10 protein-coding genes are annotated in these 14,896 nt (G+C 56.8%); 1 reads left to right on the forward strand and 9 read right to left on the reverse strand.

The features are described from left to right. Positions 1–34: 34 nt before the first annotated feature. The 7 genes from JJB07_RS18930 to JJB07_RS18960 all read right to left on the reverse strand — a co-directional run bounded on the left by JJB07_RS18930 (position 35) and on the right by JJB07_RS18960 (position 6,155). Positions 35–1,675: a b(o/a)3-type cytochrome-c oxidase subunit 1 gene (locus tag JJB07_RS18930; RefSeq protein WP_201637638.1), complete on the reverse strand. Its 1,641-nt coding sequence runs from the start codon at positions 1,673–1,675 to the stop codon at positions 35–37. Positions 1,676–1,700: 25 nt separating this feature from the next. Further along, positions 1,701–2,168 carry a cytochrome c oxidase subunit II gene (locus tag JJB07_RS18935; RefSeq protein WP_201637639.1) on the reverse strand — a complete coding sequence of 156 codons (468 nt, stop codon included), beginning with the start codon at positions 2,166–2,168 and terminating at the stop codon, positions 1,701–1,703. A gap of 32 nt (positions 2,169–2,200) precedes the next feature. After that, positions 2,201–2,341: a cytochrome c oxidase subunit 2A gene (locus JJB07_RS18940; RefSeq protein ID WP_201637640.1), complete on the reverse strand. Its 141-nt coding sequence runs from the start codon at positions 2,339–2,341 to the stop codon at positions 2,201–2,203. 250 nt (positions 2,342–2,591) lie between these two features. Further along, complete coding sequence (locus JJB07_RS18945; protein ID WP_236588198.1) at positions 2,592–3,248, reverse strand: response regulator; 657 nt, start codon at positions 3,246–3,248, stop codon at positions 2,592–2,594. Then, entirely contained in the window at positions 3,220–4,308 is a 1,089-nt protein-coding gene (locus tag JJB07_RS18950) for a sensor histidine kinase (RefSeq protein WP_347338373.1), read from the reverse strand. Before JJB07_RS18950 ends, JJB07_RS18945 begins: the two co-directional genes overlap by 29 nt. A gap of 24 nt (positions 4,309–4,332) precedes the next feature. Beyond that, entirely contained in the window at positions 4,333–4,767 is a 435-nt protein-coding gene (locus JJB07_RS18955; protein WP_201637641.1) for a GAF domain-containing protein, read from the reverse strand. A 143-nt stretch (positions 4,768–4,910) separates the two neighbouring features. Then, entirely contained in the window at positions 4,911–6,155 is a 1,245-nt protein-coding gene (locus JJB07_RS18960; RefSeq protein WP_201637642.1) for an aminopeptidase P family protein, read from the reverse strand. Positions 6,156–6,231: 76 nt separating this feature from the next. On the opposite strand from JJB07_RS18960, the gene JJB07_RS18965 reads away from it, so the two are divergent. Then, positions 6,232–7,134: an alpha/beta fold hydrolase gene (locus tag JJB07_RS18965; RefSeq protein ID WP_201637643.1), complete on the forward strand. Its 903-nt coding sequence runs from the start codon at positions 6,232–6,234 to the stop codon at positions 7,132–7,134. Positions 7,135–7,174: 40 nt separating this feature from the next. Here JJB07_RS18965 and JJB07_RS18970 read toward each other — a convergent pair whose 3' ends face one another. Both JJB07_RS18970 and JJB07_RS18975 read right to left on the reverse strand, forming a co-directional pair. After that, positions 7,175–8,113 carry a phosphatase PAP2 family protein gene (locus JJB07_RS18970; RefSeq protein WP_201637644.1) on the reverse strand — a complete coding sequence of 313 codons (939 nt, stop codon included), beginning with the start codon at positions 8,111–8,113 and terminating at the stop codon, positions 7,175–7,177. A 95-nt stretch (positions 8,114–8,208) separates the two neighbouring features. After that, positions 8,209–14,775, reverse strand: a complete 6,567-nt coding sequence (locus tag JJB07_RS18975) for a non-ribosomal peptide synthetase (protein ID WP_201637645.1) — start codon at positions 14,773–14,775, stop codon at positions 8,209–8,211. Between the last annotated feature and the right edge of the window lie 121 nt (positions 14,776–14,896).

Raw genomic sequence — 14,896 nt, forward strand, 5'->3', positions numbered from 1 at the left:
TTTTTTGCAAACAGCTTGACTTGCCATCACCTCCCTACCAAGTTTTCATCGGCGGGGCTCCCGGCGGTGCGTGGACGATGGCGTCGTACACCGGGTATCCGTAGGAGATCAGAATCAGCAAGGCCGTCAACGCGATCCAGAGTTTCCATTTTTCGAGGACGCGCGGGGTGTGTTGCAACATCGGTTGAGAGTCGGCCATCGGGAACTCTTCCTCTCCAACCGGAGCGTACTTCCAGAGATAGATCACGATGCCGACCATCAACATCGCCGCGACGAACAGCAACGCGCCGCCGATCGCCATCAGAGTTTCGTACTTCATCCAAGACAATCCAATGAGGTCGTCCATGTACGTCGTGTAATCGGTACGGCGCGGGACGCCGAGCAGTCCCATGAAGTGCATCGCGCCGGACATGATCAGCATGCCGACCGTCCAAAGGATGGTCTGGAAGATGCCGAGTTTGTGAATTCGTTTGGTGAGCTTACGACCCATCAGCGACGGGATCAGCCAGTACGAAACCCCGAAGAACGTCAGTGCGACAGAGGTTGCCACCGTCAAGTGGAAGTGGCCGGTGACCCAGATCGTATTGTGAATGACTTGGTTCAATTGGTTGGAGGTATTGATGATACCGCCGATCCCCGCCGGGATGAACATCACCATCCCGATGAACGGTGCGAAGAAGCGAACGTCGCCCCACGGGAGCTTTTTGAAGTAGCCGAACAGTCTGCGCGAGCCTTTTTCACGGCCCACCGTTTCAAACGTGGCGAACATCGAGAACGCCGTCATCATCGACGGAAGCACAACGCCGAGCGTCAAAGCGACGTGGACGATCTTCCATTTTTCCGAAATCCCTGCTTCCGTCAACTGATGGTGGAAGCCGACCGGGATCGAGAGCAAGATGAACAGGACGAACGTCAGACGAGCGAGCGAATCGGAGAAGATCTTCGCGCCGACGATTTTCGGCACGCAGTTGTACCAAGCCGCATACGCGGGCATCAACCAGAAGTAGACCAGCGGGTGACCGAAGAACCAGAACAGCATGCGGGAGAGCACGACGTTGACGGTCGGCACCCAGCCAAACGACCACGGAATCAGTTGCAGCAAAACTTCTGCAGCCACACCGAGCGTTGCGATGTACCAGAGCACCATCGTGGCCACCGCCATGAAAGCGAACAGCGGCGAGAGTTGGCCTTGATTCGCTTTGCGCCACTTGGTGTAGGCGTAGATCATGCCGGCCCCAGTGACCCAAGAGCCTACGATGAGCAGCGTGGCCCCGATGTAGAACCACGGAGACGCTTTCAGCGGTGCGTAGAACGTGTACATGACCGAGGCATCACCGATGAGGATCGTTGCGGTCGCCATCGTGGTGCCAAAAAACATCATTGCCCATCCGATCCAACCGAGATTCGTGGAGACTCTGGGCAGCGTGATCGTTTTCGCCATACCGGCGTAGAAAAAGCCAAGGATGAAGAAGGTGGTAAAAACAAGTGCCATCAGCACGCCATGTGCTGTGAGTAGTTGGTAGTAGTTCACCCATTTCGGGAGCGTGATGACCCCGCCGCGCACCAGACCTTGCAAGAGGCCTGCCAGTGCTGCGACGCCGAAGAACAGAAAGGCGGTCAGCACATACGCGACGCTCATTTCCGCCGCACGGCGGTCGATGCTTCTCGAACTCATGATACGTCACATCCTTTGTTTGACTTTACTTGACCACGAGATGAGCCGCCATCAGTTGGTGACCCGCGCCGCAGTATTCGTTGCAGAGAATGAGATAAGTGCCGCTTTCGTTGAACGTTTTCGTAGACGAGTTGACCAGACCGGGCGTGAGCATCATGTTGACGTCCGTACCGGCGATTTCAAAACCGTGCATAACATCGCGGGACGTGACGTGGAAGTGCACCGTTGCGCCCTTGGGGATTTCAACTTGTGCCGGGGTGTAGCCGAATGCGTAGCCAATCATGTTCAGGTCGTACTCGTTGTCGCTGATCTTGACCAAGCCCGGCTTGTCAAACGGCGGGGTTTGGTCGACCTTGGTCGGGTCGATCTGTTGCAGGTCGGACGGCGGGGTGTTCCCCATTGCGAACGCGTTGATCGTCAGGACGATCAGGAAGGCGGCGAGCATGATGCCGCCTAACGTGAGCCAGATTTTCTCTAATTTGTGAATGTGCATGCGGTGCAACCTCCTAATTTGGCGCTCTCCCGTTATTGGCGATGCAAGAACAGGGTGAAAATACCCACCCAACTTGCAAGAATTAAGAAGCCCAAAACCATGACGGCTGCAAACGTGCCTCGCAGAGAGCCGTGCTCGTCCTCTTGCGGCGGTTGCTGCGAACCTTGAGACATGGTGTCCTCCTCCTTTGAACTTGTGCAATTTGGAACTTTCGTTCCGATGACTTGAGTATAGCCCCGCAGCAGGTCTCCCGAGTATCGGGGCTTTCCCCCATTCATGGACGGGAACTCCCCTACTTTCGAAAAAAACAGCATAAAAAAACAGCCGTGCTCCTCGCGGAACCCGGCTGTTAGCCAAAAAAACATATACCGATAACCCTCACATGACGCGCAGTCTCGCCTTTGGCACGGACTGAGCACCTTTTTATTCGAAGTCGAGCAGCCCTTTTTTCAAAGCGTAGCGTACCAGTTCCGGCCTCGTTTTCATGTGGAGCTTCTCCATGATCTTCGCTTTGTGCGACTCGACCGTCTTGACGGAGACAATCAATTTCTCGGCGATCTCCTTGTTCGCGTAGCCCTTGGCGATCAGCACGAGGATCTCTTGCTCCCGATCGGTGAGCACTTGGAAACGCTCCACGTCTTCCCCACGGTGTACGCGCTGCAAAAACTCCGAGATCAGCGACTTCGTTGCACTGGGATGCAAATAAGCCGCCCCGGAGTGAATGGTGCGGATGGCGGTGAGCAGGTCGTTGTCCGGGGCGCTTTTTAACAGATACCCCGACGCTCCGGCCTGCAAGAGCCGAAACAGATACTCCTCATCGTCATGCATCGTCAACACGAGGATGTCGATCTCCGGCGCCGCTTCCTTGAGCCGAGTCGTCGCCGACAACCCGTTCTCACCGGGCGGCATGCTGAGGTCCATCAACACGATGTCCGGACGAAGTTCGAGCGCTTTGTCAAACGCCTCGCCCCCGTCTGCCGCCGTCCCGATCACTTCCATGTCCGGCTGGTTGTTGAGCAACATCGAAAGCCCGGAGCGAACGATGGCGTGATCATCCGCGATCAGCAATCGGATGGCCATAGCGCGGACCCCCTTTCTCTTCCAGCGGTACGACGACATGCACCGCAGTCCCCTCACCGGGCGCGGACTCGATTTTCAACGTGCCGCCCAACAGCGACACCCGTTCTCGCATGCCGTACAAACCCAATCCGGTACCGCGTACTTTTAATTGCGTCGGATCAAATCCAACGCCTGTGTCTTCGATATGCAACTCCACGCGGTCGACTTCATCGACAAAACGCAGGGAGATTCCATCTGTATCCGCGTACTTGGCGGCATTGGTCATCGCTTCTTGGCAGATGCGGTACAGCGCGGTCTCCACCGACGAATCGTAGCGGCGGCGTTGGCCTGCGATCTCAAGCGTCGTCACGATGCCAAACGTCTGCTCGAAACGCTTCGCATACGAGCGCAGCGCGGCTACCAAGCCAAGATCGTCGAGTGCGGACGGCCGCAGTTCCACCGAGAGGCTTTTCACTTCCTCCAGCGTGCGGGCGGTCAAGTGCTGCACTTCTTCCAAGTGATGCTTGGTCGCGTCGTCCATTTCAATCTGGTTCACGACGCGCAACCCGACCATGATGCTGTACAACGCTTGTCCGATTCCATCGTGCAGGTCGCGAGAGATGCGTTTGCGTTCCTCCTCCTGCGCTTGGATGACATAGTTGGTCAACTGGCGTTGGTGACGCTCGCGCTCGATGCGTTGCATTTCCGAATTGTCGCGCAATATCACAACCAGTGCGCCCATTCCCCCGGCCTCTTCGGGCAGACGGGTCGAGGAGGCTGCAACCGGCAATTCCGCCCCTTGCTTCGTCTGCAAATGCATTTGGAACGACGGCGTTTTCAAACGCGAGGCGAAGCATTCGATGCAAGACGATTCCTCTTGGCAAGTCGCCATCCCGCGACAGAGGTCGCAAAGCGACTTTTGACCGAGCACTTCTTCGGCCGACCATCCGGACAGTCGCTCAAACGCCGGATTGACGCCGATCACTTCTCCTTGATAATCCACGATGAGGATGGCATCGGTTATATGTGAAAACAACGTTTCCAAAAAAGACGCCGCTTCATTCAGCATTCGAAACCCCACAAGTACCACTTCCCCTCCGCGACTCTACACTTCACTATACACCGTGCCAAGGCGTTCTGCCAGCCCAAGCACAGCGTCCACGTCAGATGTTGCGAAGCTCCGTTCCGTTCGGCTTGCCATCAACAAAACCCCTCGCACGCGTGACCCGCACACCACCGGCACGGCCACGGCGCAACAAAGCCCTTCCGCCAACAAAATCGGATACTCGCGCGGGTCATCGCCCGCTTTGGGAACGATCCCTTCGACGACGATCGGGCGGCCAAGCGTGATGACACGCCCTGCGATGCCCTTGCCCGGACGGAGCACGATGCGCTTGAAGCGGTCGTTGCGGTTGCCGGACGCATTCACCCAACGAATCTGGCCGTCCCCTTCCGCAATCGCGAGCGCGAGGAAATCCACGCCCACTTGCAAGCGCAGACCGTCCAGCGCTTTTTGAATTTCCTCACCTTGCCGGATCACAGCGATCCCTCCCTTAGTTGTACACATCTTCTGTTTGCCATTATACCGAGTTGCGCCACAGAAGAAACTTAGGGAATTCCCCGATCTTTAGAGAATCGTGAACGAAAAAAAGCCTCCGGGCGGCAAGCACCGGAGGCTTTTTTCTATCGTGCCATGAACGCTTCGATCTCTTCGACGGTTTTGAGGATGTCCTTGGACAGCACTTCGCAGCCGGTTTCGGTGACGAGCACGTCGTCTTCGATGCGGATGCCGATTTGCTCCTCCGCCACGTACAGACCCGGTTCCACGGTCAGCACATGACCCGGTTGCAACACGAGGTCGCGGTAGTTGCCGACGTCGTGCGTGTCGAGGCCGAGGTGATGGGAGACGCCGTGGTAGTAGTACTCCGGCAGTTCGGACGCTTCTTTGATCAAGCCGATGCGGATGCACTCTTCGGAGAGCACGCGCTTGGTGATCTCGTTGAGTTCCGAGAATTTCACGCCCGGCTTGATCGCGTCGAACACCGCGAGTTCCGCTTTGAGCACGATGTTGTACAGTTCCTTCTGGCGGTCGGTGAAACGGCCGCTTTTCGGGATGACGCGGGAGATGTCCGATTTGTACAGTTCAAATTCGGCACCGAGGTCGATCTGGACGAGTTCGTTCTCTCCGATCGGCAAGTTGTTCTCCGCGTAGTGCAGGACGGTCGCGTTGCCGCCTGCCGCGATGATGGAGTGGAATGCGGTTTCACGAGCACCGGCCGAATGCAGCGCAAAGTTGAAGTGCGCTTCCAATTGGTACTCCGTCTCGCACTCGTGGATGTGCTTCATCATCCGTTGGATGCCTTGGTTCGTAAGGTGAATCGCTTTTTTGATCTTCTCCACTTCCTCCGGAGCTTTGCGGGTGCGCAGCTCGGAGACGGCCGAGTAGATGTTCTCCAATTGGAGGTGCGGGTAGCGCGTCTTGATTTCGCTTGCGAACAGGTTGGCACGGGTCGGCACGGTGTCAAAACCGCGGCGTTCCAGATCCAATGCGACTACGCGGTAGTCGCCGCTATGTACGGTGCGGTTGAATGCGTTTTCGAATTCGTCAAGGTAACGGACGGTCGCGACTTGGGTTTGTTCCTTCGCTTCCTCAGCGGTGAGCATCTTGCCCTCCCACTTTTCCAATACCGGATCGACGCGTTGGATGTAGAGTTGTTCTTCGACTTTGCCGTCGAGTTTCAGGAACACGAGGATGAGATGTTCCTTGGTCAGCCCCGACAGGTAGTAAAAGTTGCGGTTCGGCGCGAAGTTGTACTTCTCATCGGCCGACTTCTGCGGCGCTTCTCCGGCAAAAAATACCGTGATCGATTGATCCGGCAGAGTGTCGTGAAGATTCTTGCGGTTCTGAACAAAAAATTGAGTTTGCATGTCTCGATCTCCCCTTTTCCAGTTCCTTCGCTTATTGTACCATAGTTTAGGAGAAGAAAAGGAGGTCTGACCTTTCATGACCGAAACCATCACCATTCGCGGCAAGGGTCTGTATGTGGAAATTCACGGCCCGCAGGACGCTCCCCCTTTGTTGTTCTTGCACGGGGGTCCCGGCGGGGCCGGTTCCTATGAATTTATGAAAGGGCAAGGCGATCTCCTGTCCAAGCAGGTCCGCCTGATCGCGTTCGACCAACGGGGCGTGTTGCGGTCGGAAGCGTTGGACGAGCACGATCCCTTGACTCTGCAAGACTTGATCGACGATTGCGAAGCTCTGCGCGTGCATTTCGGCTATGAGCGCTGGTCGGTGCTCGGGCACTCCTTCGGCGGTTTCTTGGCGACGTTGTACGCACATCGTCATCCCCAATCGGTGGAGAAACTCGTGCTCGACTGCCCGGCGCTTGACTTCGATCTCTCCGCGAAATACATGTTGAAGAAATCGGCCGACGAGTTCCTCAAACTCGGCGACGAAGCTCATGCCCAACAAGCGCACGACTTGCGGGAAGCAGACCTGTCACCCAAGGACCGCTTCGACCAAATGGTAACCCTCACGTTGGCGCTGAAAGAGCATCGCGACAAGCTCTACTGGTACCGCCCCGTCCCGAATTACTTCGGCAACTTGCTCCAAACGTCGGGCATCTCCTCCGAAGAATGGGGACGCACCGGGATGCATGTCAAAAAAATCATGCAAGACCCCCTCCTCTTCACCTCGCTCCTGCCGCTTCTGCCCGACTTGCAGTGCCCCACGCTGCTCCTGCGCGGCGAGTCCGACTCCACCACCTGCGACATTCAAACCGCAGCGGTGCTCCGCGATGTGAAACGCTCCGAACACCTCCTCATCGAAGAAGCCGGCCACGTACCGGCCATCGAACAAGCCGACCGCTTTGCAGAAGTCGTGACCGAATTCCTGCTCCGCCCCTAACGAAAAAAAGCCAGGGACGCTTCACGCCCCGGCTTTTTTCTTATTCAGATGGAGTTGCTTTCGTCGCGGCCAGTTGAGCTTGTGTTTCGCCGATGGCGACGTCCGGGAGCTTTTTCCAAGAGAGGTTCTCGAACTTCACCGTGAAGCGGGCAAACCACTTCGAGTTCACAATCCAGTCTGCGAGCTTCACACAGAGGAAAGCAAACGCCATCCCGGCGAACACGTCGATGACCCAGTGAATTTTCAGATACAGGGTCGCGATGATGATCGACGAGCAGTACGTCACGATCACGGTCTTGTACCAGCGGCTCTTTTCCCGCAACGCAAGCAAGATCGCCGCCGATGCAATCGACGTGTGCATGCTCGGGAAACAGTTCCACGCCGTCGTGTACTGTTGCTCCGGCGTCAGCAAGCGATGCAGCAGATCAGGCGTCCCCTGCACGAACCAAACCTCTTGCAAGAGGATCGTGTTGTAGAACGGCAAGATCAACGGCACTTGCAAGAGATACCCCGCCATCGCGTACAGCGCGATTTTTTTCACGTCCTTGGTGAAAAACGCGCGAATGACGCAGACCCAGTACGACAGCGTGAATCCGTACATGTACACCCAGCTGAAGTACTTCGTCAGCCACTCCGGCTGCCAGAAACGCATGAAGAATCCGTCATTGAACGGAATGCTGTTGAACGTCGCATTCCAATCAAACGCACGATTTATGCTATGAAACTGCCACTGTACCACACGGTCCCACATCGGACCGCCGTTTTGATAGATCAGATAGAACACCGTCAAGGCGACCAGACCCGCCGGGAGGAACTTCTCCCATGACACGTTCTTCATATCTCTCTGCGTCCCGATCAACGCCAAAACCAGTACCGCCAAGCACGCCCAGCCCCAGCTGGACACTTGGAAGATCAAGTACAGGAGGATGGCTGTCAGGAGGATCAACAGCGGCATTTTGTACGTTTTAAAAGCAAGCATTCTCTTTGTGTTCTCCTCTCACGATCAGCAAACAATCGTAGCTATTATAACACCTCCTTTACGATATTCACACGATTTTTTCACTATGTTTACCGTTAAATGGTGGCAGAAGAATTTGTCGTGGACCCACCCGCCGTGAGGACGTGCGAGATGAAGCGCGATTCGTTGCGTTTGTCCGCTCCGGCCAGCGCGTCGTAGTGGCGATTTTGCGGGAAGTAGCCGATGCTCATCGCGTACTTGACCATGTTGAACAACAACAGCGGGTCGGGCTTGGCACACGTGACGTCTGTGCCTTGGAGCAGGAGTTGGGTCTCGATGCAGGAGAATTTCACGGGCGTTTCGCGCGGGCCGTCGCCCTCCATCTGCGCGATGATCAATTGCAGGGTGTCGTTTTGGGTGTGAGATTCACGGAAGAGGAAGTCTTGGTAGGCTTGTGGATGCAGGAGCGAGATGTGGTAGCCAAACGATTGCAGGAGTTGAATCATGGAGGTGTGGGAGGACTGCTCCCAGTTGCACAGATGAATCGCCCGTCCGACCGTTTCGCGGCGTTGCGCCAAGTTGACCAGGGCCGCTGCGGCGTAGTCGATCGGGGTCAGGTCGATGAACGAGCGCACGTCCGGGGCTGCTTTTAACAGCAACAGGGCGCGGATCATGCGGTAGAACGCGTTGGAATCGATGTTGCGCTGGAATTTCCCGGTCTTGCTGTGCCCGATCAAGTTGCCGGCACGGAACACCGTACACGGGATGCCCTCCTCAATCGCCTCGCGCACGAGTTCTTCGGCACGAAGTTTCGAAGCGACGTAGACGTTTTCCAGAACAGCTTGCCCGTACTCGTCTTCGGGCGACGCTTCCAGGACGGTCATCGTCGACACATGGTGGAAACGCACCCCCGGGCGGCGGCGGGCGATGTCCAGCAGTTGGCGCGTGCCTTCGACGTTGACTTGGTCGAAGTGTTCGACGTCTCCATAGTGGCGGACGTCTGCGCCGGAGTGGATGATGGCGTCGACGTGTTGGTCGAGGTACGCGGCGTCCTCTGCGGAGAGGCCGAGACCAACCTTGGCAAGATCGCCTGCCAGTACGGTGAGACGCAACGCCATCAACTGTGCCGTCTCGTCGCCAAAGTAGAAGCGAAGAATCTCGTCCAGACGCTCTTGCACGCCGACCGTTTCAGACGGTCGCACGAGGCAGAGGATGTGGGCGTCCGTTTTTTCATAAAGTTCGTGCAGGATGTGGGCGCCGAGGTAGCCTGTGGCGCCGGTGAGCAAGACGGTTTTGAAGGAATCGGTGACGAGAGCGTTCGCGGGGAAATTCGCGAACGTTTTTTCTTCGCCGAGGATGCGCGTTTTCGCACGGGCTCCGCGTTGGAAGCTGCGCTTCCCTTTTTGTTCCCGAAGTGCGTGGTCCATCTCGGCGATGGTGTGGTGGAGGAAGAAATCCTGCACCCGAAGCGTCGGGAAATGCGGTTTGAGCAGGACGAGCACTTTCAAGATCTTCAACGAATGACCGCCCATTTCAAAAAAGTCGTCATGGATGCCGACTCGCTCCACTTCCAACACGTCGCGCCAAGCATCGGCGAGAATGCGCTGCTCCGAGTTCTCCGGCGCGGCGTACGGACGTTGTGCGACTTGGACGTAGGTCTCCAGTGCGGCCAACGCTTTGCGGTCCATCTTGCCACTGGGGGTCAACGGCATCTCGTCGAGATACGTAATGCCCTCCGGAATCATGAAGTCCGGCAATCGAGTTCCCAAAAAAGCGCGGATGTCGTCAAGCTCCATCGCTTCCCCGCTGACCGTCGTGTAAAACGCGAGCAGGCGCTTCGTGCCGTCCCCGTCCGCTTTGGCGATGACGGCGACTTCCTGAACGTTCGGCTGCTTGGCGAAGGCGTCCTCGATTTCTCCGATTTCAATCCGGTAGCCGCGCACTTTGACTTGGGCGTCCTTGCGACCGAGGTACTCAATCGTGCCGTCCGGCAAGAGTTTGCAGATGTCGCCGGAACGATACAGACGGGCATTGGGGTCATCGGAGAACGGATGAGGGATGAAGACCTCGGCCGTTTTTTCCGGCTGGTTCAGGTATTCGCGCGCGAGAGCGAGACCCCCGATGCACAGTTCACCTGGGACGTTGACAGGGCATGGTTGCAGGAACGCGTTGAGGATGTAGGTCTCGTAGTTGGACAGCGGGGCACCGATCTGAATGTTGGCTCGGTCTTCGGGGACGGGGGTTGTAACTGCGTGGAACGTCGAGAGAACCGTTGCCTCCGTAGGGCCGTAGCCGTTCCCGATTACGATGCCGAGGCCGAAGCGACGTTGCCAGAGACGCACGATCTCCCCCGTCAACGCTTCCCCTGCCGTGTTGATCTGGCGAAGCGTGCGCAATTTGCGGAAGTCTTCGTCACGCAGGTAGGTGGCCAAGTGTTTGAAGAACACGACCGGCAAGATCATCAGCAGCGTGCCTTCCACACGCTCGACGGCGTCGGCGAACTCTTCGATCGACAGGCGTTGCGAGTTGGAGAGGATATGCAGACGAGCTCCGTAGAACAGCGGGCAGAATGTCTCCAACACGGACACGTCGAAACTATAGGACGCAAATTCCAGACAGACGTCGCGCTCGGTGAGTTGGTGCGCGTCACGGCCCCAGACGCAGAGGTTGACGACGCCGCGATGCTCGATGAGAACGCCCTTGGGACGACCGGTGGAGCCGGAGGTGTAGATGACGTAGGCGAGGTCATCCGGTGTCACTTGTACGTCGAGATTGTGGGTAGGCTGTCCGTCCGGATCGGTCTGCACGTTGTAGACGGTCGGCGGAGTTCCATTGCCTGCGACCATTTCGTTGACTTTTTCCATCGACTCTCGGGTGGTCAGAACGAAGCGAGCCGAGCAGTCCTCAAGCACGTAGCGGTTGCGGTCGGCCGGATACTCGGGGTCGATCGGGACGTATGCCCCGCCCGCTTTGATGATTCCAAGCGCCGAGATGACCGTCTCCGGGCTGCGTTCCATAAAAATGGCGACGAACTCGCCTTTTTTCAATCCCTGTGCCCGCAAGAGATGCGCCACTTGGTTGGAGCGTTCATTCAGTTCTGTGTAGGTGTATTGCACTTCGTCTGACGAGAGCGCGAGATTGGCGGCGAACTCTTCAGCCGCTTCATAGAACAGAGTGTCGAGGGTTTTGTCGGCGGGGTACCAGGTCTTGACGTCGTTGAGTCGCTCGTAGATCGTGCGGTCTTCGACAGTCAGGATGTCGACCATGCGCACGGGCGCGTCGGGGTCGTCTGCGATGGTGCGCAAGATCGTCTCGAATTGACCGAGGAAGCGGCGCACGGTGTCCGGTTTGAACAGCGTGGTGTTGAATTCGACGTCGAGATGCAGATGCTCGTCCTTCAACAGCGCAATCCATGTCAGGTCGGAGATGGAGGAAATTTTCCGGCTGTCCATCAATTCCAGTTCGAGACCGTTCATTTTTGCCGTCGGCGGGATGAGGAAGTTGAACAACGTGGAGTAGAGGACGGGACGGCTGGGGTCGCGGTCGAGGTTGCTTTTTTCAGTCAACAGATCGAACGGGTAGGCTTGGTGTTCGAGGGCTTCCAACAAGCGGAGACGCACTTGGTTCAGCATGTCTTGGAACGTGACGACACCCTCCATGTTCACCCGAATCGGCATCGTGTTGACGAAATAGCCGATCAGCTCTTGAATTTCGGGCTCCGTGCGTCCGTTGAACGGTGTGCCGACGATCAGGTCTTCGTCGTGCGTCACACGATGCAACCAGACAAAGTACGCGGCGAGCATCACCATGTACAGCGACGTGTTGGTTTGCTCGGAGAGACTCTTCAACGCTTGCGTCAACTCGGGAGACAGCGGGTGGTTCACGATCGACCCTTCGTTGCTGAGGCGCGGCGGTCTCGGGAAGTCGGTCGGCAGTTCGAGGACGGGAAGCGGTTTCGCGAGACGTTCCACCCAATACTCTTCCATGCGTTGGAAGCGCGGGGTGTCCATCTGCTCCTGCTGCCACTCGGCAAACTCCGCGTATTGCACCTCCACCGGCGGCAGGTAGAACGGGAGATCCTCCGCCTTGGCGGAGTAGACTGTCGACAATTCTCGGAACAGCACGTCGATGGAGAGGCCGTCGATGAGAATGTGATGCGTGACGATGTAAAAACGGAACTCCGTCTCGCCGATTTGGAACAGCTTGAAGCGGAACAGCGGCTCTTGCGTCAAATCGAACGGCGTGCTGAGGTCTTCGAACAGCGCTTCTTCCACGACCGCTTGCACTTGCTCCTCGGTCATGTCCACCGCGTCGAACAGCGGCAATTCGAACGTCACTTCGTCGAGGATCAACTGTTTCGGACGTCCTCCCCGCTCCACGAACACCGTGCGCAGAATCGCATGACGCTCGATGATTTCACGCAGGGCGAGACCGAACGTCAGCACGTCGAGACGACCTGTAAGTTTCAGCAAGTAGTGCTCGTTGTACGCGACCGAATTCGGCGTCATCTGCTGGATGAACCACAGACCGCGTTGTCCGTGGGACAGTTCGTACTCCGCTCGCTGGCCTTCCGCTTGCAGACGCAACACCGACTCGCGAATCGACTCTCTCGTCTGCAGGGCGAGATCGTGAGAACCTGCCGCAACCTCCGCTTGTGCGGCTTGCAGATGCTCCAGGTACGTCGCGAGGCTTTCAATCGTCGGGCATTCGAACAGCTTGGAAAGTTCAAATCCTTGAACCCCGAGTGTTTCCTCCACGTCGCGCAGCAGTTGCATCGCTTTCAGCGAGTTGCCGCCCAGTGCCATGAAGTGGTCGTTCACCGAAATGACCGAGCCCGGCAGATGACCAAGAACGCGGGTCCAGAGCTTGTGCAGAATCTTCTCCATCGCCGTGCGCGGCATGATCAAGTCGTTGCGGGTGCTGGACTTCTCCAACAGTTTCAGGCGAATGTCGTCCAGCAACTCATCGAATTCCCCCTCGATCAAGCGGGCGCGCAGGTTGTAGCGCTCCAATTTTCCCGACGTGGTCTTCGGAATCGCTTGCACGGGGATGACACCCTCGATCTCGAACCCGAGTTCGACGTTGATCGTGGTCTTGAGATCTTGGGACAGCTTCAAGAACTGGTCGTTGATCCGCTTGTATTTGAGGAACAGGTAGACGCGCTCGCGACCACTTCCCTGCTCGGTCATGCCAACGGCGACGACCGTCTGGTTCTGCAGATCGAACTCCCGAATCACCAACTCCTCCACGTCGTGGGCGTAGAAATTCTGACCGTTGATGAAAATGATGTCCTTGTTCCGCCCGGTCACGACCAAACGACCGTTTAGAAGAAACCCAAGGTCACCCGTCCGCAACCAACCGTCGCAGAACAGGTTGGCGTTGGCTTCCGGATTGCGGTAGTAGCCCCGTGTGACGTTCGGACCTTTGATCTGGATGTGTCCGACGCGGGATTCGGGCAACACTTGGTCGCGATCATCGACGACGCGCAACTCCATGCCCGGCAGTGGAATCCCTTCGTCCGCCATTTCGAGATACGGCGTGTCGAGGTCGGTGACAGGAACGACGAGTCCCTTCGAGTTGAACAGTTTCTGGTCGATGCGATGGAACAGATCGTTCTGCATCTCGCCGCACGGTGCCACCGCGACGCCGACACAAGCTTCCGCCATCCCGTAGGTGTAAAAAACTGCCCCCTCCCGCAAGCCGGCTCGAGCAAATTTCTCTTGGAAACGCTGTGTGACTTGCACCGAGATCGGCTCGGCTCCGTTGATCATCGCCCGCAGTGTAGACAGGTCGAGTTCCGAGAGGTCGTTGACTTTGGCGGTCATCCATTCAAGTCCAAAGTTCGGCGAGCCGGTGATGGTGCCGCCGTGCTCGGTTATTTTTTTCAAAAGCAGTTCGGGGCGTCGCACGAACGTCTCATGTGACATCTTGAGCTGTTGGGAGCCGTGGAACAGCGAATGCAGATGCAGCCCGATCAGACCCATATCGTGGTAGAGCGGCATCCAGTTCACGAACACGTCATGCTCGTTGAACCCATACGCTTCCGACTGAGAACCGCAGTTGTACATGATGTTGCCGTGCGTCAATTCCACGCCCTTGGCGTTGCCTGTGGAGCCTGAGGAAAACTGCAAGAACGCGAGGTCTTCGGGAAGGCTTGGATGGTGGTGCCCATCCCGCTCATGATTCAACAGCGTTTCGGCCGTTACCAAACGAAGTCCGGCGTACAGCGGATGCTCTTGCAGGTTCAGATATTTCGATTCGAGAAACCCGTCGCATACGAGCAACGGCTCGTCCAACAGCTTCCAGACGTTCTTGGTCTTGCGCATCTGGTTGGATTCCGGCTCAAACGAAGCCGGCGTATGCATCGGCGCACAGGTGAACCCCCCCAAGATACAGCCCCAAAACACCGACAGAAAGAGATGGGAGTCCTGCACTTCCACGATTACTTTGTCATGTGGTTGCAAGCCTCTCGCCCGAAGCGCTCCCAACACCCGTTCCGCCGAATCCAACAGGTCTGCATACGATTGGTAGACTTCGGACCCGTCGGCTTTGACATGCACAATGCCGCGCCCGCGCTCCACCGCCCGTTTCAGCGCTTGTGGCAACGTCTTCGGAGACGTTTCCCATCCCGCGTATTCTCTTCCCCGACTGATTGCGTACGATTGTTGTTGCAAGTTGCTCATCTCGCGGTTCACCTCATCTCATAGCGAAAAGTGTTCTGTCCCATATCTTACCGCAGAACTATAAATTAATCTATCTGAAAATTGAATGTGCTTTTATTTAATATTAGTCATTATTATCTAG

Origin of the sequence: Tumebacillus amylolyticus, from assembly GCF_016722965.1 — a bacterium.
In the GTDB taxonomy this organism is placed as follows: Bacteria; Bacillota; Bacilli; order Tumebacillales; family Tumebacillaceae; genus Tumebacillus; species Tumebacillus amylolyticus.